This window comes from Psychrobacter sp. CX21, from assembly GCF_057396255.1.
Map to the genome: position 1 here is coordinate 83,989 of NZ_JBXYJG010000002.1, position 25,079 is coordinate 109,067.

The following is a 25,079-nucleotide window of genomic DNA, read 5'->3' on the forward strand; positions in this document are numbered from 1 at the left end:
ATAAAAATCCTAAACTTATAAAGCGTAACGACGATTAACTGAGTGCTTGAAGATCGACAAGAGAGAAGGGGTAATTTAACTGAGTGATTGGTGTTAATATAACGGGTATATGCGAGGCGAACTTATTCATGAAAGTAGTCTCTAAGTCCGCAATATCTACTTTTTGGATAGGGATAGGATTAACATTCGTAAATAGCCTAAGTATTTTTTCGGCCTCGTCACACAGATGGCATCCTTTAGTCCCCAGTAGCCACCATGCATCGCTATCCAAACACTCAATTGCTGATGAATCATATCTATGCATCAATTGGGACTGAATATGGTCACGAATTTGCTCAATATCATTATTATGTGTAGATTTAATCTCTGTCATGACTTTACCTTGGTTAACATAATGGCCCTATATAGTTTAACTAGCTGTTTGAGCTTATATAGATAGGCTTTTTAAGAATGAGAGCATAAAATATTAATGCATAAATACTTAAAGAATATAAATGACAAGAATATGAATCGATTCAATATGCTTAATTCAAACAGCGTATTATAATAAATAGCTAGTTGTCTGATTGAGCGTAGTTTATCATCATAAAATTAAATCGTGAATTGAGCCAAATACTATGTCGGCAATATCTAAAATTTTAAAGCGCTTATTTTGGGCGTTATTTTTATTGGTTGCGACCTTTTATCTATTGGTAGTAGGGTCATTATTGGTTTGGAAAACTCAGCCCATAAACAATAGTATGTTTATGATAGCGCATAGGCTGAGTGGGGGAGAGGTGCAACAACAATGGGTTGAATACGACAATATATCTAAATCTGTAAAACAAGCAGCAATAGCCAGTGAAGATGCTACATTTGTCACTCACAATGGATTCGATATCAAAAGCATTGAGGCTGCAATGAAAAAAAATGAAGATAGTGGCGCTGTCTCTGCGGGCGGATCGACCATTACTCAGCAGCTGGTTAAGAACTTATTTCTGACCTCTCATCGTTCTTACATTCGAAAAGGAATAGAAGCTAGTATTACCCTTTTGATTGAAAGTATGTGGGATAAAAAACGTATTTTAACTGCCTACCTTAATGTGGCAGAGTTTGGTGATGGGATATATGGTATAGAGGCTGCTGCACATCAATATTTTAACAAATCAGCCGGAGATTTAAATCGTGATGAGTCTGCTTTATTGATAAGTATGTTAACCAATCCAAAGTATTATCAAGATAATATGAATGCCAAACGTCTGCGTAATAAACAGCGTATTATTATGAAGCGTATGAGTAGTGCAAGCTTACCTTAATCAATTGTCTATATAGGCCTTATAGGCCATTATCGTTATATGCCATATAAGTAAGCAAATGAATATATGTCTATTTTTACTTTTTCGTGTGAGTTAATTCGGTGCATTTATGTGCACAAAGTTTGTTGATTTAATAATATGATAAGAGGTCGATTCAATATAAAAGCGTCATATTCACATGCTAATATAGTAGTTAGTAGTTTTGACTAATAAGATATAAATAGAAGGCATACCTTGTATAGTGTTAAATATAGATTGATAAAGAACATTTACAGGCATACAACTACTTGATTTAAATATAGGTAAAGGATGAGATAGACGATGACTACCACACCTGCAAATAAAACCAAAACTAATAACAAAAACAACACAACTTTGGATCAAAGGGTCGCAAATATAACTAATTCTACGCCCAGTTCTTTATCTTCAAGTGCTTCAGAGGTATCTAGTACAAGTCAAACCGGTACTGTAGACATGGAATTAGCAGTCATTGACTGGAAAAGATACGCAGATGGTACGTACTCTCCCAATTGTTACATTAATAGAGAGCTGTCTTGGCTTCAATTTCATTTAAGGGTATTGGCACAGTCTAAGAATCCTCTTCATCCGCTTCTCGAACGTCTGTTTTTCCTAATTATTTTTTCGTCCAATATGGATGAGTTTTTTGAAATAAGAGTGGCAGGCTTAATGCAAAAGTTAAACCACGGCTACATCTCTACCAAGCCTGACAAAATGAGCCCTGGTAAAGTATTAAATCAAATATCTGTAATAGCACACAAAGCGATTGATGAGCAGTATCGCATTCTTAATGAAGATATTTTGCCAGCGTTAGCAAAGGAAGACATCCGCTATTTAAAACGAAATGAGTTAAATCCCAAACAGTCTAAATGGATGAAAGAGTATTTTATCGAGCAGGTGATGCCCGTACTAACGCCAATCAGTATTGATCCTGCACATCCATTCCCGCGCCTAGTGAACAAAAGTCTCAACTTTATTGTAAGCCTAGAAGGTAAAGATGCGTTTGGCCGTGATATTAATCTGGCAGTGGTACCTGCGCCGCGTAGCTTACCTCGAGTCATACGCTTACCTGATGAGCTCACCGATGGTAAAGAACATCACATCATGCTTTCAGCAGTGATTCATGAATATGTCAGCAAGTTATTTCCAGGAATGACAGTAACCGGCTGTCATCAATTTCGCTTAACCCGCAACGCAGACCTTGAGCTGGATGATGATGTAGAAGACATTGCTAAAGCCTTAGAAGGGGAGCTTGATAATCGACGCTTTGGTGATAAAGTTCGCTTGGAAGTTACGACCAATTGTCCCCCTGAAATTAGCAATTATTTATTAGAAGAATTTGGCTTGCATGACAATCAACTATATCGTGTTAATGGCCCGGTTAATTTGACACGGTTATTATTTGATTTTGATGTGCCAAAATTGCGTTATGAACCCTTCACTCACGCAATTCCTAAGCCATTTAGAAGAGAGGCGTTCGAAAATGGTGAAAGTATGTTCACCGTTATTAGACGAGGCGATGTGCTGCTTCACCATCCTTTTGACTCGTTTAATCCCGTAGTGAACTTCGTACGTCAAGCGGCGCATGATCCAAAAGTATTGGCTATAAAGCAAACGTTGTACCGCTCGGCTAATAATTCAGAGCTGGTGGAAGCACTTAAAACAGCAGCTCGAAACGGTAAAGAAGTGACAGCGATTATTGAGCTGCGTGCGCGTTTTGATGAGGCATCAAATATTGAAGTTGCCAATGAGTTACAAGAAGCAGGGGCGGTGGTCGTATATGGTATTGTGGGGTATAAAACGCATGCAAAACTTATGCTTGTGGTCCGCCGTGAAAACAACAAAATACGCCGATATGTTCATTTAGGTACGGGTAACTATCATGAAGGTAACGCCAAAGCTTATACCGATTATGGTTTATTTACCTCAGACCCTGAAATGTCAGAAGATGTTCATAAGATTTTCCAAGAGCTTACAGGTATGGGTAAAGCGGCTAATGTAAGTAAGTTGTTACATGCACCATTCACTTTACATAGTACGCTGCTTTCATATATTGATGATGAGATTGAACATGCAAAAGCGGGCAAAAAAGCACATATAATAGTGAAATGTAATGCGCTAACAGAGCGTCACCTAATTGATCGGCTTTATGATGCGTCACAAGCTGGTGTTAAAATTGAACTTATATTACGCTCCATGAGCTGTATCCGCCCTCAAGTAAAAGGGCTGTCTGAAAATATTACCGTTCGTTCGGTAGTGGGTCGGTTTTTAGAACATACGCGTGTCTATTATTTCTACAATAACGGAGATGAGCGTTTGTACTGCGGTAGTGCGGATTGGATGAGCCGAAACCTGTTTCATCGAGTAGAGGTGGCTTTTCCAGTTGAAGACCCTAAAATATTTAAACGGGTATTTGAAGATGGTTTGATAAGCTATTTAAAAGATAATGTACAAGCTTGGTCTTTACATGGGGATGGTTCTTGGCATCAATTATCACCAAAAGATGGAGAAGCGCCTTTTATTGCTCAAGAGTATTTACTACATACAATCAATGGCGTCTCTTCTATTAAAGAATAACTTTAATATATAGATTAGCGATAAAAGTGTTCAATAATTATTTATATTTCATACAGGCGACTTTTCATACAGGCAACTTTGTTTCACAAAGTTGCTTTTTTATCAACATAATTAAACACAATACTACGTGTTTCTAATAGTTTAAAGCCTCAGTAAGTTTTAATATAATTTATATACTATCACTAATTCTAAAATCTAAAGTAGTTGATAAATTTTAAATAAACAAAAATTTTTACTATAAGGATAGGTCTTATGACAAATAAATCAAATAATGAAGCGAACAAATCAGATATTCAACAATCTGTAGAAGATGTCAATCCAAATAGCGTTGAAGACAATTTAAAAGATGCAGATGCTAAAGAACCTGAGAACCTCTCTGAAAAAGAACAAACTCCTTTCATAGAAGATGAACTGCGTACGGACAAATAGTTTGAAAATGTAGTATATCTAAGTTTTGAAATTTGAAGTTTTTACTAATTTGTCTCAAATAATTATATTGCATTAAACCATGTATGTGACTTAATAATTTTCATCGTAAACTTTCTGCAGATAATTTTAAAACGTATTATTTAAACTTAATCAAGGAATAAGTATGTCAATAAATAAAACTATTAAAGTAGAAACAGGCCTTGACGAACCTAAAAAACCGTACAACGGTCCTGATGATGTGAACGAATTACCTTCTATAGATCAGCATCAAACTAAAGTTGAAGACGATAAAAAAGTTGATTTAGAACCTGGTTCTTATGAGGGCACTAAGTATCAATCAAAAATTGATGGACCTCAGCAAGCCTCTCAAGAAACTGATGATGTTTATGAAGATGGCCGTGTTAAAGATGGTGGTTTACCCCCTGCTGGTAAAAACGTTGGCGATCTTAATGTGAATGACCTCGGACGCCATGATAAGGATTAAGAATCCTGCTCTAATAATAGACTCTATTGACAGACTATATTAACAGGCACTGATAACGGACTATTTAAAATACTTAGCAAGGTCTAGTAATACTAACAACTTTGATTACATAGAACCCTATATTCCAAACTTTTTAACTATTTAGGATGAATATAACTAATGAAGGATACCAATTTAATCAAAACGCCTATCGATAAATCATTAGACACTGACGCAAAAGCTATAAAATCTGATGCTCATGTAGATTCAGACGCAAATATAGATGCTACAGTGAATAAAGGTACTGATACGCTAACAAATGATGTGGTTGATAGCGAGCATGTCAAACAAGGTGATAACCCTGCGCGTCAGCCTGATAGAAGAGATCAGCAAGGTAGTACGCCTTTTGATGGTAATGTTAACCAAGACACGATCAGTAAAAATGATCCGAATAACGACATTACTGAAGAGCCGCAAAGTGATGAAATTACCGAACAAAATAGATATGCGACTGTAGATAATGCTCAAACTCGCGTATTAAATACAGATGAACGTTAATGTTTATGCACAATAACTAACATTGTACATGATTAGCTTAACCCTAAAAAGTCAGCTCAATTGAGCTGACTTTTTGTTTTTTAAGTTATGTTATCAGTTTATTTTGCTTAAAAGAGGTTATGAAGGAACACCACTGTGGAAGCGAAGTTCATCATCTCTACTTGTAATTAGATCTGCTTCAACTTGTTTAAAAAAAAGAATACGCTGGTCTACATTTAAGGTATCACTGTCTTTGTTAAAACTACTATTTATTGATTTTGCCATAGTGTCATAGTCAATATCATAACCACTATCAGGCGCTAAAGAACGCGCTAAAGTCAGGTAATCTTCATAATGACGACTCTCAGACTTTAAAAGATAACGATAATATTTTGCCAATCTTGTATCATCTATAACCTCACTTAGCGCTGCAAACCGCTCGCAAGAACGCGCTTCAATAAATGCACCAATAATAAGTACATCTATCATAGCAGCAGGTTCATAAGTGCGCTTATACTTTAGCATGCCTTTAGCGTAGCGGCTGGCAGGTAAGTGCGCCCACTTTTGACCGCGTTCTTTCATGATATTTACTACTTGCTCATAATGCAGCATCTCTTCTCTTATAAGCTGTGCTAGTTTCAACTGTAAGTTTTGATGAAATTCATATCGGAACATAAGGTTCATTGCTGTGCCTGCAGCTTTCTTTTCACAATTAGCATGATCTTGGATAATCGTGGGTAAATCATTATTAGCTGCGTCCAGCCACCGCTTTGAGGTACGGGCACCTAAAAAGTCATGGATATGTGAGATATCAGTCTTCGCTGGGGCTGAAATAGTATTGCTTTTATCATTTATTAAACTATCATTTATTATATTGTCATTCATAAAATTGCTCGTATGTAAGACGGATTATCAAAAAATATACTAGGGCGTGTGGAACATTTAAATGTGGAACTGTCAGGTGCTATTTTTTAGTCTATATGAAGTAATATTTTCGACACCTAGTCATTCTAGGTTATAAAATTTTGCAATATATTGGCAAAAAATAGCCCTGACCCCCTCTCGAGCACAGCTCTCGCCTTGTGAACGGGCAAAGCAGTGCTTTGCTCGAGAACCGTTCTCTGGGCTGGTGCTAAAAACGCCCTAAACGTTGTTGTTAATCTAGCTAAGGTCTAATACGCTCCGAGTATTATCGTCAATTAACGCCTAGTTTAGAACACAGCTTGGATTAATTGGTAGCTATCAGCAATCCCAATATCTGAATACTCCAACATGCCCTATATTTATCAAGGTTTATAGTATCAAACTTTATGTGTTTATAGGACCGCTTAAATTCTTACAAATAAGGTGAGCTTATATAGATGTTTAATTGTTAGAACTCATCAGTACAATTTTTATAAAACCTCAATAATATTAGGCTCATAGACTACTATCATAGCAATAAAGACCAAACATTTTTTATTGAAATGGCGCATTCTTGTTAATTTATCTCTTTGATAGTAGTATGAACAATGAAGACTTATTGATACATTTAATTACTGCTATAAACGCATGTAATCTATTAGTACGTTTAGATTTTTATATAAAATTATCATATTGAATACTTCATAATACTGCCAATTACATTCACCGTTATAGGATTAGATAGCATGAGTAACTGTACAAATAATAATGAAAATCGCGTTCAAAAAGGCATATTAGCAATCGATAGCGAACTATATAATTTTATCGAAAAAGATGTGTTACCAAGAGTTGGTGTAGATTCAGAAGCATATTGGGAAAACTTCGCGGATATCGTAAATAAATTTACACCACGCAATAAAGAGCTGCTTGCTAAACGAGATGAACTTCAATCAAAAATTGATGAGTGGCATCTCAATAACCCAGCTAAAGAAGGTGAGATTGATTATCCTAAATATAAGCAATTTTTAAAAGACATTGGGTACTTATTGCCGGAAGGTGATGACTTTCAAGTATCTACCGAAAACGTAGACCCCGAAATTGCTAGTATTCCTGGACCACAGTTAGTAGTGCCAGTACGTAATGCTCGTTATGCCCTTAATGCAGCAAATGCGCGTTGGGGGAGTTTCTATGATGCGTTATATGGTACTGATATGATAGATACTGCCGATGGTAAAGATAAGGGCAGCAGCTACAATCCAAAACGTGGAGCGGAAGTCGTTGCTTATGCAAAAGCGTTTTTAGATGAACACTTTGCATTGGCTGAGGGTAGTTATACGAATGTCACTGGATTTAGTATTGAAAATGGTAGTCTTGTGATTTCACAAGGTGATAGCAAAACTCATTTAGCTGATTCAGCTCAGTTTGTTGGGTATGTAGGTCAAGAGGATAGCCCTACCGGTATTTTACTTAAAAATAATAATCTACATGTTGAGATTCAGATCGACGCTAATCATCCCGTTGGTCAAGACGATCCTGCTCATATCAAGGATGTCTTATTAGAGTCTGCAATTACTGCCATTCAAGACTGTGAAGATTCAGTAGCAGCTGTGGATGCTGAAGAGAAAGTAGAAGCGTACCGCAACTGGTTCGGTCTTATGAATGGGGATCTTACCGAAACCTTTTACAAAGGAAATAAAGAGCTGACCCGTCAATTAAATCCTGATCGTGAATATACCACGCCGGATGGCGGCAAGTTGGTTTTACCAGGACGTGCTGTATTGCTCATTAGAAATGTGGGTCACTTAATGCAGAACCCTGCCATATTAGTTAATTTGGGTGAAGGTCAAGAAGAGATCTTTGAAGGTATTATGGATGCTTTAATTACACCATTATTAACTATCAACGATATTAAAAATAATAACAAGCGCTCAAACTCACGTAAAGGCTCAATGTATATTGTAAAACCAAAAATGCATGGTCCAGATGAAGTGAAGTTTGCGAACGATTTATTTGCCGCTGTAGAAGATGCTTTGGGTCTAGAGCGAAATACCATTAAGATGGGCGTGATGGATGAAGAACGTCGTACTACCGTTAACCTAAAAGAAAGTATCCGTCAAGCTAAGGAGCGTGTTATCTTCATCAATACAGGGTTCCTAGACCGTACCGGTGATGAGATGCATACCAGTATGAATGCTGGTCCATTTGTACGTAAGGGTGAGATGAAGTCACAAGCATGGCAACCTGCGTATGAGCAGTGGAACGTAGATATTGGTATCGAAACAGGCCTTATAGGTCGTGCTCAAATAGGTAAAGGGATGTGGGCAAAACCTGATGAAATGAAAGAGATGGTTGAAACCAAATCCAATCATCCAAAATCTGGTGCTACAACTGCATGGGTACCTTCTCCAACAGGGGCAACGCTGCATAGCATTCATTATCATGAAACCAACGTCCAAGACGTTCAAGAAAGCTTCAAAGGGCGTGAACGTGCAAGTCTTGATGATATATTAACGATACCATTGGCTAAAGATACCAATTGGAGCGATGAGGATAAATGCCAAGAGCTTGATAATAATGCGCAGGGTATTTTAGGATATGTTGTACGCTGGGTAGATCACGGTGTCGGATGCTCAAAAGTTCCAGATATTAATAACGTAGGTCTAATGGAGGATCGTGCCACCTTGCGTATTTCAAGCCAGCATATTGCGAACTGGTTGCATCACGGTATTGTTACCGAAGAGCAAGTCATGGAATCAATGAAACGCATGGCTAAGGTTGTAGATGAGCAAAACCAAGGGGATCCAAACTATATGCCTATGTCCGATGATTATGAGAACTCTATCGCATTTCAAGCCGCTTGTGATTTAGTATTTAAAGGCCGTGAGCAGCCAAGTGGATATACTGAGCCCTTATTACATGCAGCGCGTTTAAAGCTTAAACAGTGCTAATATATGTGATCCGCTTACTGTTAACTAAACTATATATTTAACTAAAGTTAATGTAGCAAAGCGTGCGTTTATAAACTTTAAAGCTTCTGCTAAATATTATTTTGCAGAAGCTTTTTTTATGGCATCAAACTATATATTATTGAAAAGTAAATAACCGTAAAAACGAACTAAATAAGTTAAAAGGTTAACAGACCTTTAGACTTTAAATGGAATTAAGAATGAACTTCAACACTCGATTTGAATTAATTGATATTAGACAGGTTATAAAAACTATAAATTTTGCTTAAATAAATTAAACTCTATATTACTAATATTTATTAAGAATAATTATCATTAATTGGGTTAAATAAATGTTGCAAATTATTTCAAAGTTGATATTATAATTCTTGAAGTATCAATTTAGTCAACAAAGTAACATTAGTATTAAGTTAAACCCACGAATGTGTATACTTATGTAAATTAAGTAGTATTATAATTCTAAGTTTTAACAATAATGTCATACCAAGTTGTCATAATTGCACCTAATCCTGTTCTTATCAGACTATTTTAACAATAGCTTCCTGATTTGAATTATTTAAGGAAGACTGGGCGTTAGCTTATTAGAGCAGCCCATAACTAAAATTGTAAAGTGGAGAGACTCCCCCATGAAAAAATTACTTTTAGCAACAGCAGTCGCTGCTCTATCTGTATCCGCAGCTAACGCTGCACCTACCGTTTACGGTAAAGCATTTTTGATACTTGATTCTACAGATACAGATGTGGTAACAACAACTTCTGCATCAGGAGTTCAATCTGAAAAAAATAAAGCTGATGTTACTGGTACTGAGTTAAATTCTTATACTTCACGTGTAGGCTTAAAAGGTTCTGAAGCTTTAACTGCAGATACAGACGTTGTATACAAGCTCGAGTATGGTATTAATATTGATGATGACAATGAACATAAAAAGGGTCAGTTTTACTCACGTGATACGTACCTTGGTTTAGCTAATGCTGAACTAGGTACACTAGTTGCAGGTCGTCTAACTACTATCGATGACAATGTTGATTTCGCTGACATTTTAGTTGGTAACAATGTTGCTAAAGTTGGTGCTAAATTTGATGAACCGCGAGCTGATAATGCGTTCGCATATATTTCACCAAACTATGATGGTATGCAGTTTTATGCTATGTATGGTATGGATAGTGATCAAGACTGCTGTGGTCTTGACAACGAAGATCAATATGGTGTTGCGGCTAAATACTCTATGGGTCCTATGAACGTAGGTGCAAGTTACATCGGTCATGGTGAAAACAATCATGCTCGTATCTCTGGTAACTATGCATTATCACCTATGTTAACCATGGGTGCTTTATATCAGATGTCTGATTGGGACACTGATGATAATGAAAATACTATCCAAGTCAGTGCTCAAATGAGTACCGATACGCCATGGAACTACTACGCACAAGTTAATTTAGTTGATAATATAGCTGGTGCTGATGGTGATGAAGCTATGGGTATTGGTGTTGGTGGTAAATATTCATTTACTAAAGCAGCTACGGGTCATTTATATGCAGGTTATAAAGATGTAGAATCCGATAACGGTGTAGCTATAAAAAATGATAAAGAAGAAATTATTGGCTATACTTATGAAGATAGCGGTTTTGGTTTAGGCGCAGGTCTTGAATACGTATTCTAATAATCTTTAGAATCTATTTAAATAAAAACTCATCCCCTCGGGGGTGAGTTTTTTTGTTTCTGAATCAGACATAATAAAAAAGCTATTATATTAAAGGCTATTGAAATACTAAATTATGTTATAAAAACCTAAGATACTAATATTCGATGGCTGTATCAATTTAATATTAAGTCAACCCTATAATTTTGTACCGAAATTTAGTAAAATCCCATCTTACTAATTGCTCTCGCATTAAGAATAAAATTATGACGAAATTTATATTTGTGACCGGTGGGGTTGTCTCCTCACTGGGTAAAGGTATTACTGCAGCCTCCTTAGCCGCTATTTTAGAAGCCCGTGGTCTCAAAGTTACCATGACCAAAATGGATCCTTATATCAATGTTGATCCAGGCACAATGAGTCCTTTTCAACATGGTGAGGTTTTTGTCACCGAAGATGGTGCCGAGACTGACCTAGATTTAGGTTATTATGAGCGTTTTTTACGTCATTCTAAAATGAGTAAAACGAATAACTTTACCAGTGGTCGTATTTATCAAAATGTACTAAACAAAGAGCGCCGTGGTGACTACCTAGGTGGTACGGTTCAAGTAATACCTCATATTACTGATGAAATAAAACATCGTATACATACCAGCGGTGAAGGTTATGACATTGCCATTATAGAAATCGGTGGTACGGTTGGTGATATTGAATCTCTACCATTTATGGAAGCGGTGCGTCAAATGCAAGTAGAGTTGGGGCGTAATCGAGCCATGCTGATGCATCTTACTCTAGTGCCTTATATTTCAAGTGCGGGGGAAACTAAAACTAAGCCTACGCAGCACTCGGTTAAGGAGCTGCGTTCAATTGGTTTACAACCTGATATATTAATTTGCCGCTCTGATCATAAAATTAGTGAAGACAACCGTCGTAAGATTGCTCTCTTTACCAATGTTGAAGAACGTGCGGTTATTATGTGCGAAGATGCTGAAACAATATATCAAATACCGCGTACGCTACATGAACAAGATTTAGACGATATCATTTGCGAACGTTTTGGTATAGACGCGCCAGAAGCTGATCTTTCAGATTGGGATAAGGTCGTTGATAGATTAGTGAATGCAGAAGGTCAGGTAAATATTGCGATTGTCGGAAAATACGTCGAGCTCCCTGATGCGTATAAATCTATAAACGAAGCGTTATTACACGCGGGCATTACATTTAAAACACATGTTAATATTGAATATGTAGATGCCGAAGCGTTTGAAACAAATGATAGCTTATTTGATACCCTAAAACAGGTAGATGGTATTTTAGTACCAGGAGGCTTTGGAGAGCGCGGTAAACTAGGTAAAATGCGTGCTATTACTTATGCCCGTGAAAATAAAGTACCTTATTTAGGTATTTGTTTAGGAATGCAGTTAGCGGTCATAGAATATGCAACTAATGTTCTGCAATTAGAAGCAGATTCGACTGAATTTAATCGTAAAGTAGCAGAGCCTATCATTGGTTTAATCACTGAATGGGTTGATGAACGCGGCGAATTGCAGATTCGAAATGATGAATCTAATTTAGGCGGCACCATGCGTTTAGGTAGTCAAGAAGCAGAGCTTGTAGAAGGTACTAAATTGCACCAAATCTATGGATCTAAAGTTATTAATGAACGTCATCGTCACCGTTATGAGATGAATAATCGATATGTAAAACCACTTGAAGAAGCTGGTATGACTATTTCAGGTTATTCTGCAAAACAACATTTGGTAGAATCAGTTGAAATAGACGATCATCCTTGGTTTATCGCGGTTCAATTCCATCCTGAATTTACCAGCTCTCCGCGCGAAGGTCACCCTTTGTTTGCAAGTTTTGTAGAAGCGGCAATTACTAATAAGACTTAAGTTGATTTATTTAAAAAATTGATACAGTTTTTAAATAATTGCTTTAATCAGTCAGGATAAAGCGAAAAGAGATTAGGGCATCCTAATCTCTTTTTTTATTTTTAACTCAGTTGTGGTGTTTTGTATATTAGGTTTGTATTGAGCACAGCTTGTACTACAATTATTTAAATAACTTTTAACACCTTTTAACACCTTTGCTATAAGTCCATTTATAAATAATCTTTTAAAGAGCATAATTATGACCGCATTAACTCAAGCACAATCTCAAATACAGTTAGGTGATATAAGCATAGCCAATGACAAACCTTTTGTACTATTCGGCGGAATGAATGTACTAGAATCCAAAGAACTTGCTTTTGAAATAGCTGAAGGCTATATTGAAATTTGTAATCGTCTTGGCATAGGTTATGTATTTAAGGCAAGCTTCGATAAAGCCAATCGATCAAGTTTAAATTCTTATCGAGGTCCTGGCTTAGAACAAGGTGTAGATTGGTTGGGTCAAATTAAAGAAAATTATAATGTTCCAATCATTACTGATGTGCACGAGCCTTATCAAGCACAACCCGTTGCCGAAGTGGCAGATATTATTCAATTGCCTGCATTCTTGAGTCGTCAGACTGACTTGGTTCAGGCTATGGCTAAGACTGGCGCTATTATCAATATCAAAAAAGCCCAATTTTTAGCACCTCACGAGATGCGTCACATCATTAATAAATGTTTAGAAGCGGGAAATGATAAGCTTATCCTTTGTGAGCGGGGCACTTCGTTTGGTTACAATAACCTAGTGGTAGATATGCTTGGCTTTGATACTATGAAGCAGATGGAGGTGCCCGTATTCTTTGATGTGACTCATAGTCTACAGCAGCCTGGTGCTCGCAGTGACAGTGCAGGGGGACGGCGTGAACAAATTACCACGCTGGCTCGTGCTGGTATGGCAACTGGGCTTGCAGGCTTGTTTTTGGAAGCCCATCCAGAACCTGAGGTCGCAAAATGTGACGGTCCTTGTGCGTTAAGAATGAGTCAATTAGAACCGTTTTTAGCACAATTAAAACAAATCGATGATTTGGTTAAAAGCTTTAAAGTATTAGATACCCATTAGTTTTTAGCGCCCATTAGTTTTAGCACCCATTAGTTTATACAACCTTAAGATTTAAAGGTAAGAGATATGGCTATTAAGCAAGCACAATTCCAGTTTGATAATATTGATGATGCAAGAGGCGTTGAGACGTTAATGACTGCCTTAGAAAATATTGATGGTGTGACCGACATTCAATTAAAACCGAATGATAGTATAGGTATCGTAAACTATGAGGATACTGAAACGACGATTCACGCTATTAAGGCTGCTTTAAACACTGTGGACTATGTTACTCAGCCATATCCTTATGACGCACCCCAGAATCCGGATAATTAATAAAAATAAATAATTTTAAAAGCATTAGAAGAACAGCCCACAACCAATAATTTTACTTTTAAACTAAAAGCTTAATAGACGACAAGCCTAAAAGGAGGAAATTATGACTACTGAAACTCGAATCTTAAACATTGATGGGATGACTTGTGAGGGTTGTGTAAAAAGTGTACATAACGCCGTTGAATCCTTAAGGGGCATACAAACGGTCAGTGTTGAACTTGAGAATAACTTAGCTACAGTTACTTTTGATGCTGAACAAGTATCTGCAAATAACATTGCTCAAGAAATTGAGGAAGCAGGATTTGATGCGACAGTAGCTAATAATTAGATTTTTATTAGTAATTAAATATCGTACAGTATAAAAAATTTTTAGAGTATTTACTTAATCACATTCCTAGATGCTAACAATGCCAGCTTAATGCTGGCTTTTATGTGTATAAGGCTTTTATGTTATTGAGCGGTGTAAGACTAGAAATAGAGTTATAATAACCTTATGTACAATAATAATAACGCTTATCAACGTTTCAAAAACTTTATCAAGATAGCTTATAAAAGCTTAAATTATAAATTTTAAAATCGGTTGCTTTTATGTCTGCACAGAATTCCAATAATAATCCAATTAATACTCTCGATAATACCCAGCCTACCGTAAACTATTCGACTACCCAATTTCAAGTAGACGGCATGTCGTGTCAAGCCTGCGCTACTCGGATCGAAAAAGTTTTAAGTAAAAAACCTCAAGTAAGATCTGCCAGTGTGAACTATGCGGGCGAGACCTTGAATGTAACTTATGATCCGCAATTAGCAGATGCCAATCAGATCAGCGAGTGGGTTAATAAGACGGGATTCACGGCTACCGCCCTAGAAGATGACCAATTTGTTAGTCCTCAAGATACTTCCATAGATTGGCGTTTGCTGTTGATTTGGATCTGTATGATTCCATTCTTGATCGGTATGGCAGGTATGTTAGTTGGGCAGGGCATGCAATGGATGCCGCCATTGTGGATACAGTTTGTATTAGCGACCTTTGTTCAATTAGGATTATCAGGTCCATTTTACCGTAGCGCATGGGCATCTATTAAAGGTGGTCTCGCCAATATGGATGTATTGGTAGTCATAGGTACGGTTACTATTTGGGCTTATTCAACGTTTATTTGGCTTCAAAGTCTAGGGGTGAGATTTGTAGATAGTAACAGCTTTGCCTTATCTTGGTCAGATATTACCAGTCAGAGCGCAGCGCATGTTCCAGTTTATTTTGAAGCGGGAGTTATGATTATAGCGTTTGTTAAACTGGGTAAGTTTTTAGAACAACGTACCAAAAAGCATAGTCTTAATAGCATCAATATGCTGCTTGAGTTAACACCAACGACAGTTGAAAGGCTCGTAAATACTAATCAACAAGAATTAGATTCTAAATATAAACATAAAGCGTTAGACTTTGAAACGGTAGATTTAAATGAAGTTACTCACGATGATGTGCTAAGAGCAAAGCAAGGCTCTCGCGTGGCTACCGATGGTATCGTTATTTCAGGAGAAGGGTGGTGTGATGAAAGCCATCTTACTGGTGAATCCGTACCCGTTAGTAAGAAAGTCGGTGATAAAGTGCTGGCAGGCGCTATGGTTGATAATGGCAGTATCAATTATAGAGTTACCGCCACAGGTAGTGAGACCCAGCTTAGTGATATGGTAAAAGCTTTAAGTGAAGCTCAAGGTAGTAAAGCTGATTTGGCACGTTTGGCGGATAAAGTTGCTGCAGTCTTTGTTCCCGTGGTTGTCTTTATTGCCTTAGTCACCTTTGGTCTCACATTATGGCTAACTGGGGCAACTGACAAAGCTATATTGCATGCCGTATCAGTATTGGTAATAGCTTGTCCTTGTGCGTTAGGTTTGGCAACACCTGCTGCTATTATGGCGGGTATGGGCGTAGCTGCTAGGCATGGCGTATGGTTTAAAGATGCGCATAGTTTGGAGATGGCAGGCGGGGTTGATACCGTAGTTTTTGATAAAACAGGAACATTGACTAAAGGTAAACCGAATCTGGTTGATGCCATGATGGTGAACAAAAGTATACATAGTGACGAGGTTCTTCAATTAGCTGCAAGCGTTGAAGTACATGCCAGTCACCCTTTAGCAACTGCTGTTGTGAACGCTGCCAACGAAAGACAATTGAGGTTGCTTCCTGCCAGTCAAATAGACGTTGTGCCTGGTATGGGAATACAGGCGCATGTACAAGACTTTGGGGAAGTCAAAGTCGGTACTGCAGAATTTGTAGGATTAAAGCTGCCTAAAAATCTGCCAAAAGTCTGGCAGGTGGCAAGTAGTGTCGCTGTTAGTGTCGATGACACGCCTTTGGGTATGTTCGCTTTAGCAGATGAATTAAAAGAAGAAAGTAAAGATGCAGTAAACGCTTTAAAAAAAGATGGTTTAGATCTGGTGTTATTAAGCGGTGATAAGCCTTCTGTGGTAGAGCAAGTGGCCAGTGATCTTGGAGTAAATGAGGCTTATGGTCACCTTAAGCCGCGTGATAAGGCACAGTGGATTGAAGCTCATCAAGCAGTAGGTCATAAAGTAGCCATGGTAGGAGATGGTGTGAATGATGCCCCTGCTATGGCAACCGCCTATGCCAGTTTTGCCATGCGTGAAGGTACAGAGGTTGCTAAACACAGTGCTTCAGCAAGACTAATGGGTGATTCAATTATGCAAGTTCATTCTGGCGTAGATATCGCCAAAGCTACTGTACGCAATATCAAACAAAATCTATTTTTTGCCTTTATTTATAATTGTTTAGGTATTCCCCTGGCTGCTTTTGGTTTATTAAACCCCATGATTGCTGCCGCAGCTATGGCTTTAAGTTCTATATCGGTACTAATGAATGCATTACGATTAACGCGCTATAAAGTTTAGCGTAGCTATTTCAAGTAAAACTGTTGATACGCATCCAAGATTTATAATATATATGATATTATTAGAGCTTAATTGAATTATAAAAAAAATAGTTTTAAAAACATTTGTCATAGTTTCATACCTTATTTAATTAAACATTAGTCATAGTCTAAATTAGAGTTAAAGCGACGATCATAGGCCGTCTTACTCCTCAAACCTTGAGTAGCGAGTACTAAGGCTTAATTTGGCTCTATACATTATTGGTTGTGACGAACTATGGTCTCACTTTATTATAAATTCCAAACTAAAAGGCTGGTAGACATTATGTACGCAGAAGATTCTAATAATTCGACAGAGATTAAAGACATTCGCGCTCGTGAAATTTTAGACTCACGAGGTAACCCTACTATTGAAGCAGACGTTTATCTAGCAGATGGTTCAATGGGCCGTGCAGCTGCTCCTAGCGGTGCATCAACTGGGTCACGTGAAGCGTTAGAATTACGTGACGGAGATAAGTCACGTTATCTTGGAAAAGGGGTTAGAAAAGCCGTCGCTAATGTGAACAGTCAAATAAGATCGGCTTTAATTGAAAAAGATGCTACTAATCAACAAGAGATTGATGATACTTTAATTGAGCTTGATGGTACTGAGAATAAAGATAATTTGGGTGCCAACGCTATGCTTGCAGTGTCTTTAGCAACGGCTAAAGCTGCTGCTAATTCGACTGGAATGGCATTGCATCAATATATCGCCAAACTGCGTAATCAAACATCATTGACGATGCCTGTACCGATGATGAATATCATCAATGGTGGCGAGCATGCCGACAATACTGTAGATATTCAAGAATTTATGATTGAGCCAACTGGCTTTGATAGCTTCTCAGAAGCATTACGCGCGGGCGTAGAAATATTCCACAGCTTAAAATCAGTACTCAAATCTCAAGGTTTAAATACAGCAGTAGGCGATGAGGGTGGGTTTGCGCCTAATCTACGTAGTAATGAAGAAGCCATTACAGTTATTATGGAAGCCATCGAAAAGTCAGGCTATAAATCAGGTAAAGACATTCATTTAGCTTTAGACTGTGCGGCTACAGAATTTTATAAAAATGGTCAGTATGTCTTAGCTGGTGAAGGTAATAAATCCTTTGATAGCCAAGGTTTTTCAGACTATTTGGTGAAATTAACTGAACAATATCCTATTATATCAATAGAAGATGGCTTAGATGAGTCAGATTGGGAGGGCTGGGCTTATCTAACTAGTAAGTTGGGTAATAAAGTACAGCTAGTAGGAGACGATTTATTCGTGACCAATCCAAAGATATTACAAGAAGGTATCGACAAGAACATCGCCAATGCTATCTTGATTAAGTTCAATCAAATTGGTACGTTATCAGAGACTTTAGATGCGATTTATTTAGCTAAAGATAATGGATATGCCACCGTTATTTCACATCGTTCAGGTGAGACCGAAGACAGTACCATTGCTGACTTAGCGGTAGGTACCGCTGCAGGGCAGATCAAAACAGGTTCACTATGTCGCTCAGATCGCGTCGCTAAGTACAATCAGCTATTGCGTATAGAACAACAAGTACATGCAAGCTACCGCGGCGCCGATGAGTTTATTGGATTACGTAATCCAAAAGCTTAATGGGCAGCGAACTTAATATTAGATATTAGGGTTATAAATCGTTATTTAACTTTGCAATTTAAACCCATTGTATTGTGAATGAACATATATGACGGGTTTGATAATTGACTAAATTTGGCGGTTGGAGTCATATACCGCCAAAATTTAAAATTACCCTAAAGCCCTTATGATTTATTCTTTATATTAATTAGCTTTCACTACTTTAGTAATACCCATGAATCCCAAATAAGTTGTCATATGAAATACTTTAGCCAATTCATATTATTTTTAGTCGCATTATCTATCCTATTAGGATTGCAGTATCAATATTGGCGCGGGGATAACGGACGCGCAGGTCTCGATGCCTTAAATATAGAAATCGAAAAACAGCAATTTGAAAATGATTTAATGATAGCTAATAACAGAATACTGCGCGCCGATGTTAACGACCTAAAAAATGGTCTAGAAGCCGTTGAAGAGCACGCACGCTTAGATTTAGGATTAATCAAACCTGGCGAGACCTTTGTGCAATTGTCGACGGCCCCAGTTACTCATACCAACCAGCCTATACCCCCTCTAAATTCAGAAGATGCTATTGAAAGTATTCCCTAAGCTAAATATGATATCAAAAGTGGAAAGTAGCTTATCAAGGAAAACGTGTGCAAACGCTACTAGTAGTAAGTTCAGAGAGTTTGACAAAGATAGATTGGTTTAAAAAAATCATTAACTATTTATATCAGTTCAATACCAACCTTATGTGAGTTACTCAGCCCAATTATAATAACTTATTACTTATACTAGTTTATTACTTACAGTATTGAGCAAATAGTATTTAGCCAATGCTATCTCAATATCTAAGAGTTTAAAATCCTAATTATGCACACTATGCCATCATCTACATCCAACCAATCAAACTCAACTAAAGTGTTTAGCTTAATAGTAGCTGCTGGCAAAGGCAGTCGTTTTGGTTCTGATATTCCTAAACAATATACCCCTCTCCTAGGTAAGACTATATTAGAGCAAAGTGTGACCGCGCTAGCTGCGAGTGGTTATATCAATACCCTCACATTGGTAATAGCGAGCGATGATAATGTGGCTAAAACTTTAGAGTTCTCCATTCCTATAGCTTTTACAGTTGGCGGCGCTGAACGTTGGCAATCCGTTCAAGCAGGGGTAGAAGCGGTGTTCGATGCTGGGGCAAAGCAAGATGATTTGATATTAATTCATGATGCAGCTCGACCTTGTGTAACTGCCAGTCATATTGATTCTGTTATTGAAGCTGCAATGCAGAATCCTTATGGTGCTATATTGGGTGTACCAGTGGCTGATACTTTAAAAAAAGTAAACACATCAGCAGAGATTGTCAATACCATTGATCGAAGTAGCTTATGGCAAGCTCAAACGCCTCAAGTATTTCGAGCAGGCAAGCTACGAGAGGTGTTAAGTCACGTCGAGAAGCAAGGTTTAATGATCACAGATGAGGCTAGCGCCTTTGAAGCTATGGGATATCCTATCAAAATAGTAACGGGGAATAATCAAAATCTGAAGCTGACTTATGCCGAAGACTTGAGTTTGATAGAAAGCATTCTTAAAAATCAGACATAAAAAAGCCAAACTCAAGGAGTTTGGCTTTTTCGTAAGCAGCTATTTCTAACTAATTATCAATCGGATAATGATTATATATATAACACGAATAGTGGTATCCCGTAGGGGATTCGAACCCCTGTTACCGCCGTGAAAGGGCGGGGTCCTAGGCCTCTAGACGAACGGGACACAGACCACTTCGACCGCTTTCACCGTTAATGTCGAAGTGGTGCGTATTTTAATGGCGGGCACTTTCGTTGTCAAGCGCTTTATAAAATAAATATGAAAATTTATAAATTACTTTTTAAATAGCTATAAATTCAGTATTAGAAACTATTTTCTATAGGGACTTATTAATAGTCAAAGAAATCTAAAATGGTTAAAAGGTAACCGAGTACAAGTACTACTATAATAGGGAGAGCGAGATTAAAACCGTAACTATTTTGTATTTCAATGAGTATAGGTATTCAGGATTAGTTGGCTACGCCTACCTTGCTATTTATTAAAAATCAGCCAACTATTCATTAGAATTTTTATGACGTTTCTTTTTGATTTTGGCTTTTAAATGATGGCGAATCCAAAGGTGAGTGATTGCACTAAGCCCTATAACCACCAAAATATAACCGCCTATTGTGGCCCATATGGTATGCATAGCAATCCCTCCCTTTACAAGCAATTTAACCATTGTGTATACAGACTATTCAATAGCCCTTAGGAATACCATAGCGTATGCTACTGACTATCGCAAATGATAACTGTTAAATGTAAAGGAAAACCATAGTGAGAAAACGATTTAAAACAAGATATGTATTTGACAATCTATTTAACTAATAATCTATCTAGCTATAAAAATTTAGAACTAAGTTTCTCGATTCTAAGTTGAAAGCTCAAAGCTAAAATGGTTAATAGACCTTACTTATCATTATCCTTTAATTCTGATTTAGACTCTTCAGAATTTAGCGAGGTCGCAAGCATTGGGTATTCATTTAAAATATGACAAAGTAACTCTGCGGTCTTTTGAGTGTCATAAAGTGCAGAGTGTGCTTCTGTGCCACTAAAATCTATACCCGCAGCTTTACAAGCTCTTGCTAGAACCGTTTGACCAAAAGCTAGCGCTGAAAAACTTACGGTGTCTAATACCGAAAACTTATGAAAAGGATTGTGGTTTTTGCTGTTTGTACGCTCAATAGCTGCATTTAAAAAGGCTAAGTCAAAATGCGCATTATGACCAACTAAAATACACTGGCGGCATTCATGTTGTTTTCGTAACTCTTTTAGTTCTTTAAATATACGACGTAGTGCAGGTTTCTCTTCCTCAGCAATAGCCTTGCGTAAAGGATTATTTGGATCTATACCCGTGAATTCCAAAGCCCGCTGCTCAAGGTTTGCGCCTTCAAAAGGTTCAATATGAGCATTTAGCGGCTCGCCTGGGTAAAATTTACCGCATTCATTCATAAGTATAGGAATGCATGCAATTTCTAACAGGGCATCTGTTGCTGAATTAAAGCCTGCGGTTTCTACATCAACAACAACAGGCAAAAACTTACGAAACCGTTCTGCGAGTTTAGTTTTCTGAGGTGCTGTTTTATCTAATGTGGGTTCATCTGCAATATGATTATATTGAGGCAGATGTTGACCCTCAGGTGATTCCATCAGCTGATTGTCGCTTGAATCTTGACGTTTATGGTCATGAGATATTGAACATTGAAAGTTTGCAGATTGAGTCATAAATGTATAATCACAAGTATTAAAAGTTTAAGGCTAATTAGAGCGAGTTTTCATTGCTAACTTTTTAATTAATGGACTATAAATAACTATATTTCTGCCAAACTGTGTCTAATTTCTAACTAATATATCTATATTATCTGCGAAATTATCCTAGTTTGACAAAAATCTATTTAATTTTTGCACATAATCCAATTGAAACACACCCTAGTTTTGATATTAAAAGTTTTATTTAAAAGTATCAGTTTAAAAGTATCTGTTTAAAAGTATTTGGTTTTTAAAAAACTTGGTTTTTAAAAAACTTGGTTTAGATTAAAGACGCGTGTTGATCATACTACAAATGAAATTATCATTTGTTATATTCAGTTTATTTGCATATTCAGTATAAGGTGGATTAATAGCTACTTAAGTGACCAAGGTATGGTCTCGCCAGCCATCAATGGTGTGAGTGTTTGATTATCCATATAACTATAACTATCTACAATACGTGTCGGCTCATTCACCAGTGTCACCGTGGACTCATTCAATGGTAATCCATAGAATTGAGCTCCGAACTTACTAGCAAACCCTTCAAGCTGATTAATTTTACCAACGCTATCAAATGCAGTCGCATACAAGGGTAGGGCGGTAGCTGCTGAATAACAGCCAGCACACCCGCAAGCGCTTTCTTTGGCATGGGTAGGATGAGGCGCAGAATCTGTTCCTAAAAAGAATTTGGGGTTACCACTAGTTGCGACATCTAATAATACTTTTTGATGCTTCAAACGTTTGAGTATAGGTAAACAATAAAAATGGGGTTTGATGCCACCTACTAACAAATCATTACGATTAAACAGTAAATGCTGTGGAGTGATGGTGGCAGCTATTAGTTCATTCTGCGACAGAACAAAATCAGCAGCATCACCGGTTGTAATATGTTCAACAACAATTTTTAATTCTGGAAACCGTTTTACCAAATTGCTTAATACTTGATCAATAAAAATCTTTTCTCTATCAAAAATATCAACATGAGAATCGGTAACCTCACCATGCATCAAAAGCGGTAACCCATATTTTTGCATGGTATCAAAGACATCGTATCGCCCACCTAAGTCAGTCACACCATCAGAAGAATTGGTAGTTGCACCAGCAGGATATAGCTTGATAGCTTGAACAATACCAGACTCTGCCGCTTCTTGAATCTCCTCAGGCGTCGTTGTATCTGTCAAATATAATGTCATCCGTGGATCAAAAGATGCTTTATACGAATCATCGATACCTGATACTCTTACGGCTTCTAAAATTCTATCTCTGTATGCTTTTGCATCCCCTACATTTTTCACAGGAGGCACAAGGTTTGGCATACACATGACTCGATTAAAACTTTGAGCAGCGTGAGGGACAGTAGTGTTTAGCGATGCGTCATCGCGCAAGTGAATGTGCCAATCATCAGGTTTGATAAGCGTGATTTCTTTAGGATGATCAGTCGTGTTTGGTTCATTTATAGTTACGTTAGTACTCATATATCTTTTGCCATTTGAAGGTATGTAGACAGCTTATATTTTATCGTATTTATAATAACAGGTTTTGGTTTAAAATTCGGGACTATGAAGTCTCAAATGTAAGTGTTAAAAATAAATCAAAACAATTGTTTGGTACAAGTATAACTAAGTCATCTTTTTTTGAGCACCCATATAGTGTAAACTGAAATGTTGAACAGCTCTTCACTATAGTAATATTTAAATAGCTTTAAATAACTAAAACTTAAAATAAAACAGTTTAAACAACGCGCATACGCTCTATTAAAGCTCAGTAAATGAGCTATAATAAAATTGATAGATATCAAAGAATTTTCAATATTAAAGGATGTACTATGTCGATAGAAAATAAAGAGAATATCAACAAGATTGTTCTCGCTTATTCAGGCGGTTTAGATACCTCAATCATCGCAAAATGGCTTCAAGACACGTACGATGCAGAAGTCATCACGTTTACCGCTGATATTGGTCAAGGTGAAGAAGTAGAGCCTGCCCGTGCTAAAGCAGAAGCGATGGGCATTAAAAATATTTATATTGAAGATCTACGTGCAGAATTCGCTCGTGACTATGTGTTTCCGATGTTTCGTGCCAATGCAATTTATGAAGGCGAATATTTATTAGGAACCTCTATTGCTCGTCCTTTGATTGCAAAGCGTTTGGTCGAAATCGCAAAAGAACATAACGCAGATGCGATAAGCCACGGTGCCACAGGTAAAGGTAATGATCAGGTTAGATTTGAGCTTGGTGCCATTGCATTAGCGCCCGAAGTTAAAACTATTGCGCCTTGGCGTGAATGGAACTTATCAAGCCGTGAAAGTTTAATGCAATATGCAAAAGAGCATGACATTCCAATCGATTTTGCGGGCAATAAGAAAAAGTCACCATACTCTATGGACGCCAACCTGCTACATATCTCATATGAAGGGGATATCTTAGAAGATCCTTACGCTGAAGCAGAAGATGATATGTGGCGTTGGTCTGTTAGCCCAGAAGATGCGCCAGATGCGCCTGAATACTTAGAATTAGAGTACGAGAAAGGCGATATTGTTGCCATTAATAGTGAGAAGCTTGAGCCATATGAAGTCATGATTAAGCTAAATGAGCTAGGTGGTAAGCATGGTATTGGTCGTCTAGATATCGTTGAAAATCGTTATGTTGGTATGAAGTCACGTGGCTGCTATGAGACCCCAGCGGGTACTATTATGCTCAAAGCGCACCGCGGTATTGAATCTTTAACCCTAGATCGTGAAGCGGCACATCTAAAAGATGAGTTAATGCCGCGCTATGCTAAAATTATCTACAACGGCTATTGGTTCAGTCCAGAGCGTCAAATGCTTCAAGCTTTGATTGATAAGTCTCAGGAATATGTGTCTGGAACCGTACGTGTGAAGTTATATAAAGGTAATGTTAGCGTTGTTGGTCGTAAGTCACCTAATTCTTTATTCGATGAGAAAATTGCAACCTTTGAAGATGATGCAGGTGCCTATGATCAAAAAGATGCTGAAGGATTTATTCGTTTAAATGGGTTGCGTTTATCAATTGAATCCAGTAAAGGACGTGATTTATCATAAGTGTTGAATATATTTGTGTTTCCAAATACTTTC

Annotated in this window: 21 protein-coding genes and 1 tRNA gene; 16 read left to right on the forward strand and 6 right to left on the reverse strand. The window is 37.5% G+C overall.

Annotated features, from left to right (window positions below; all coding sequences use genetic code 11):
* Positions 1 to 34 precede the first annotated feature (34 nt).
* A complete protein-coding gene (locus AC2SLP_RS01605) occupies positions 35 to 373 on the reverse strand; it encodes a glutaredoxin family protein (protein ID WP_486534883.1) in 339 nt (112 codons plus the stop codon).
* A gap of 244 nt (positions 374 to 617) precedes the next feature.
* On the opposite strand from AC2SLP_RS01605, the gene mtgA reads away from it, so the two are divergent.
* The 5 genes from mtgA (at position 618) to AC2SLP_RS01630 (ending at position 5,340) form a co-directional block, all read left to right on the forward strand.
* Positions 618 to 1,295 (forward strand): monofunctional biosynthetic peptidoglycan transglycosylase, encoded by a 678-nt coding sequence (mtgA, locus tag AC2SLP_RS01610; RefSeq protein ID WP_486534884.1) that lies wholly within the window; start codon positions 618 to 620, stop codon positions 1,293 to 1,295.
* A 474-nt stretch (positions 1,296 to 1,769) separates the two neighbouring features.
* On the forward strand, positions 1,770 to 3,890 hold the full coding sequence (gene ppk1, locus AC2SLP_RS01615; RefSeq protein WP_486535036.1) for a polyphosphate kinase 1: 2,121 nt from the start codon (positions 1,770 to 1,772) through the stop codon (positions 3,888 to 3,890).
* Positions 3,891 to 4,142: 252 nt separating this feature from the next.
* Positions 4,143 to 4,319 carry a hypothetical protein gene (locus tag AC2SLP_RS01620; RefSeq protein ID WP_486534885.1) on the forward strand — a complete coding sequence of 59 codons (177 nt, stop codon included), beginning with the start codon at positions 4,143 to 4,145 and terminating at the stop codon, positions 4,317 to 4,319.
* Positions 4,320 to 4,482: 163 nt separating this feature from the next.
* Positions 4,483 to 4,803 (forward strand): hypothetical protein, encoded by a 321-nt coding sequence (locus AC2SLP_RS01625; RefSeq protein WP_486534886.1) that lies wholly within the window; start codon positions 4,483 to 4,485, stop codon positions 4,801 to 4,803.
* Positions 4,804 to 4,962: 159 nt separating this feature from the next.
* Positions 4,963 to 5,340, forward strand: a complete 378-nt coding sequence (locus AC2SLP_RS01630) for a hypothetical protein (protein WP_486534887.1) — start codon at positions 4,963 to 4,965, stop codon at positions 5,338 to 5,340.
* A 117-nt stretch (positions 5,341 to 5,457) separates the two neighbouring features.
* On the opposite strand, the gene AC2SLP_RS01635 is transcribed toward AC2SLP_RS01630, so the two are convergent.
* Positions 5,458 to 6,204: a MiaE family protein gene (locus AC2SLP_RS01635; RefSeq protein ID WP_486534888.1), complete on the reverse strand. Its 747-nt coding sequence runs from the start codon at positions 6,202 to 6,204 to the stop codon at positions 5,458 to 5,460.
* 764 nt (positions 6,205 to 6,968) lie between these two features.
* On the opposite strand from AC2SLP_RS01635, the gene AC2SLP_RS01640 reads away from it, so the two are divergent.
* The 10 genes from AC2SLP_RS01640 (at position 6,969) to ispD (ending at position 20,254) form a co-directional block, all read left to right on the forward strand.
* A complete protein-coding gene (locus AC2SLP_RS01640; RefSeq protein WP_486534889.1) occupies positions 6,969 to 9,170 on the forward strand; it encodes a malate synthase G in 2,202 nt (733 codons plus the stop codon).
* 644 nt (positions 9,171 to 9,814) lie between these two features.
* Entirely contained in the window at positions 9,815 to 10,849 is a 1,035-nt protein-coding gene (locus tag AC2SLP_RS01645) for a porin (RefSeq protein WP_486534890.1), read from the forward strand.
* A gap of 245 nt (positions 10,850 to 11,094) precedes the next feature.
* Entirely contained in the window at positions 11,095 to 12,723 is a 1,629-nt protein-coding gene (pyrG, locus tag AC2SLP_RS01650) for a CTP synthase (RefSeq protein WP_486534891.1), read from the forward strand.
* A 238-nt stretch (positions 12,724 to 12,961) separates the two neighbouring features.
* Complete coding sequence (kdsA, locus tag AC2SLP_RS01655) at positions 12,962 to 13,822, forward strand: 3-deoxy-8-phosphooctulonate synthase (RefSeq protein ID WP_486534892.1); 861 nt, start codon at positions 12,962 to 12,964, stop codon at positions 13,820 to 13,822.
* A 66-nt stretch (positions 13,823 to 13,888) separates the two neighbouring features.
* Positions 13,889 to 14,137, forward strand: a complete 249-nt coding sequence (locus tag AC2SLP_RS01660) for a hypothetical protein (RefSeq protein WP_486534893.1) — start codon at positions 13,889 to 13,891, stop codon at positions 14,135 to 14,137.
* Positions 14,138 to 14,240: 103 nt separating this feature from the next.
* Positions 14,241 to 14,465 carry a heavy-metal-associated domain-containing protein gene (locus tag AC2SLP_RS01665; protein ID WP_486534894.1) on the forward strand — a complete coding sequence of 75 codons (225 nt, stop codon included), beginning with the start codon at positions 14,241 to 14,243 and terminating at the stop codon, positions 14,463 to 14,465.
* A 260-nt stretch (positions 14,466 to 14,725) separates the two neighbouring features.
* A complete protein-coding gene (locus AC2SLP_RS01670; protein WP_486534895.1) occupies positions 14,726 to 17,041 on the forward strand; it encodes a heavy metal translocating P-type ATPase in 2,316 nt (771 codons plus the stop codon).
* A 303-nt stretch (positions 17,042 to 17,344) separates the two neighbouring features.
* Positions 17,345 to 18,670 carry a phosphopyruvate hydratase gene (gene eno / locus AC2SLP_RS01675; protein ID WP_486534896.1) on the forward strand — a complete coding sequence of 442 codons (1,326 nt, stop codon included), beginning with the start codon at positions 17,345 to 17,347 and terminating at the stop codon, positions 18,668 to 18,670.
* Between the two features lie 237 nt (positions 18,671 to 18,907).
* On the forward strand, positions 18,908 to 19,261 hold the full coding sequence (locus tag AC2SLP_RS01680) for an FtsB family cell division protein (protein WP_486534897.1): 354 nt from the start codon (positions 18,908 to 18,910) through the stop codon (positions 19,259 to 19,261).
* A 273-nt stretch (positions 19,262 to 19,534) separates the two neighbouring features.
* A complete protein-coding gene (ispD, locus tag AC2SLP_RS01685) occupies positions 19,535 to 20,254 on the forward strand; it encodes a 2-C-methyl-D-erythritol 4-phosphate cytidylyltransferase (protein ID WP_486534898.1) in 720 nt (239 codons plus the stop codon).
* Positions 20,255 to 20,346: 92 nt separating this feature from the next.
* Here the strand turns inward: ispD and AC2SLP_RS01690 are convergent.
* The 4 genes from AC2SLP_RS01690 to pyrC all read right to left on the reverse strand — a co-directional run bounded on the left by AC2SLP_RS01690 (position 20,347) and on the right by pyrC (position 23,460).
* Positions 20,347 to 20,422, reverse strand: a tRNA-Glu gene (locus AC2SLP_RS01690).
* A 328-nt stretch (positions 20,423 to 20,750) separates the two neighbouring features.
* Positions 20,751 to 20,885 carry a hypothetical protein gene (locus AC2SLP_RS01695; protein WP_486534899.1) on the reverse strand — a complete coding sequence of 45 codons (135 nt, stop codon included), beginning with the start codon at positions 20,883 to 20,885 and terminating at the stop codon, positions 20,751 to 20,753.
* Between the two features lie 260 nt (positions 20,886 to 21,145).
* Positions 21,146 to 21,886 (reverse strand): ribonuclease T, encoded by a 741-nt coding sequence (gene rnt, locus AC2SLP_RS01700; RefSeq protein WP_486535037.1) that lies wholly within the window; start codon positions 21,884 to 21,886, stop codon positions 21,146 to 21,148.
* 473 nt (positions 21,887 to 22,359) lie between these two features.
* The gene (gene pyrC, locus AC2SLP_RS01705) at positions 22,360 to 23,460 is read right to left on the reverse strand and encodes a dihydroorotase (RefSeq protein ID WP_486534900.1); all 1,101 of its coding nucleotides are present in this window, start codon (positions 23,458 to 23,460) and stop codon (positions 22,360 to 22,362) included.
* Positions 23,461 to 23,810: 350 nt separating this feature from the next.
* Here pyrC and AC2SLP_RS01710 point away from each other — a divergent pair, with 350 nt between their 5' ends.
* Positions 23,811 to 25,046 carry an argininosuccinate synthase gene (locus AC2SLP_RS01710; protein ID WP_486534901.1) on the forward strand — a complete coding sequence of 412 codons (1,236 nt, stop codon included), beginning with the start codon at positions 23,811 to 23,813 and terminating at the stop codon, positions 25,044 to 25,046.
* Positions 25,047 to 25,079 lie beyond the last annotated feature (33 nt).

What these genes read in the sequence shown, in the direction of transcription:
- AC2SLP_RS01605 (WP_486534883.1), bottom strand. Translation starts at nt 373, where the DNA reads ATGACAGAGATTAAATCTACACATAATAATGATATTGAGCAAATTCGT.
- mtgA (WP_486534884.1), top strand. Translation starts at nt 618, where the DNA reads ATGTCGGCAATATCTAAAATTTTAAAGCGCTTATTTTGGGCGTTATTT.
- ppk1 (WP_486535036.1), top strand. Translation starts at nt 1,770, where the DNA reads ATGGAATTAGCAGTCATTGACTGGAAAAGATACGCAGATGGTACGTAC.
- AC2SLP_RS01620 (WP_486534885.1), top strand. Translation starts at nt 4,143, where the DNA reads ATGACAAATAAATCAAATAATGAAGCGAACAAATCAGATATTCAACAA.
- AC2SLP_RS01625 (WP_486534886.1), top strand. Translation starts at nt 4,483, where the DNA reads ATGTCAATAAATAAAACTATTAAAGTAGAAACAGGCCTTGACGAACCT.
- AC2SLP_RS01630 (WP_486534887.1), top strand. Translation starts at nt 4,963, where the DNA reads ATGAAGGATACCAATTTAATCAAAACGCCTATCGATAAATCATTAGAC.
- AC2SLP_RS01635 (WP_486534888.1), bottom strand. Translation starts at nt 6,204, where the DNA reads ATGAATGACAATATAATAAATGATAGTTTAATAAATGATAAAAGCAAT.
- AC2SLP_RS01640 (WP_486534889.1), top strand. Translation starts at nt 6,969, where the DNA reads ATGAGTAACTGTACAAATAATAATGAAAATCGCGTTCAAAAAGGCATA.
- AC2SLP_RS01645 (WP_486534890.1), top strand. Translation starts at nt 9,815, where the DNA reads ATGAAAAAATTACTTTTAGCAACAGCAGTCGCTGCTCTATCTGTATCC.
- pyrG (WP_486534891.1), top strand. Translation starts at nt 11,095, where the DNA reads ATGACGAAATTTATATTTGTGACCGGTGGGGTTGTCTCCTCACTGGGT.
- kdsA (WP_486534892.1), top strand. Translation starts at nt 12,962, where the DNA reads ATGACCGCATTAACTCAAGCACAATCTCAAATACAGTTAGGTGATATA.
- AC2SLP_RS01660 (WP_486534893.1), top strand. Translation starts at nt 13,889, where the DNA reads ATGGCTATTAAGCAAGCACAATTCCAGTTTGATAATATTGATGATGCA.
- AC2SLP_RS01665 (WP_486534894.1), top strand. Translation starts at nt 14,241, where the DNA reads ATGACTACTGAAACTCGAATCTTAAACATTGATGGGATGACTTGTGAG.
- AC2SLP_RS01670 (WP_486534895.1), top strand. Translation starts at nt 14,726, where the DNA reads ATGTCTGCACAGAATTCCAATAATAATCCAATTAATACTCTCGATAAT.
- eno (WP_486534896.1), top strand. Translation starts at nt 17,345, where the DNA reads ATGTACGCAGAAGATTCTAATAATTCGACAGAGATTAAAGACATTCGC.
- AC2SLP_RS01680 (WP_486534897.1), top strand. Translation starts at nt 18,908, where the DNA reads ATGAAATACTTTAGCCAATTCATATTATTTTTAGTCGCATTATCTATC.
- ispD (WP_486534898.1), top strand. Translation starts at nt 19,535, where the DNA reads ATGCCATCATCTACATCCAACCAATCAAACTCAACTAAAGTGTTTAGC.
- AC2SLP_RS01695 (WP_486534899.1), bottom strand. Translation starts at nt 20,885, where the DNA reads ATGCATACCATATGGGCCACAATAGGCGGTTATATTTTGGTGGTTATA.
- rnt (WP_486535037.1), bottom strand. Translation starts at nt 21,886, where the DNA reads ATGGAATCACCTGAGGGTCAACATCTGCCTCAATATAATCATATTGCA.
- pyrC (WP_486534900.1), bottom strand. Translation starts at nt 23,460, where the DNA reads ATGAGTACTAACGTAACTATAAATGAACCAAACACGACTGATCATCCT.
- AC2SLP_RS01710 (WP_486534901.1), top strand. Translation starts at nt 23,811, where the DNA reads ATGTCGATAGAAAATAAAGAGAATATCAACAAGATTGTTCTCGCTTAT.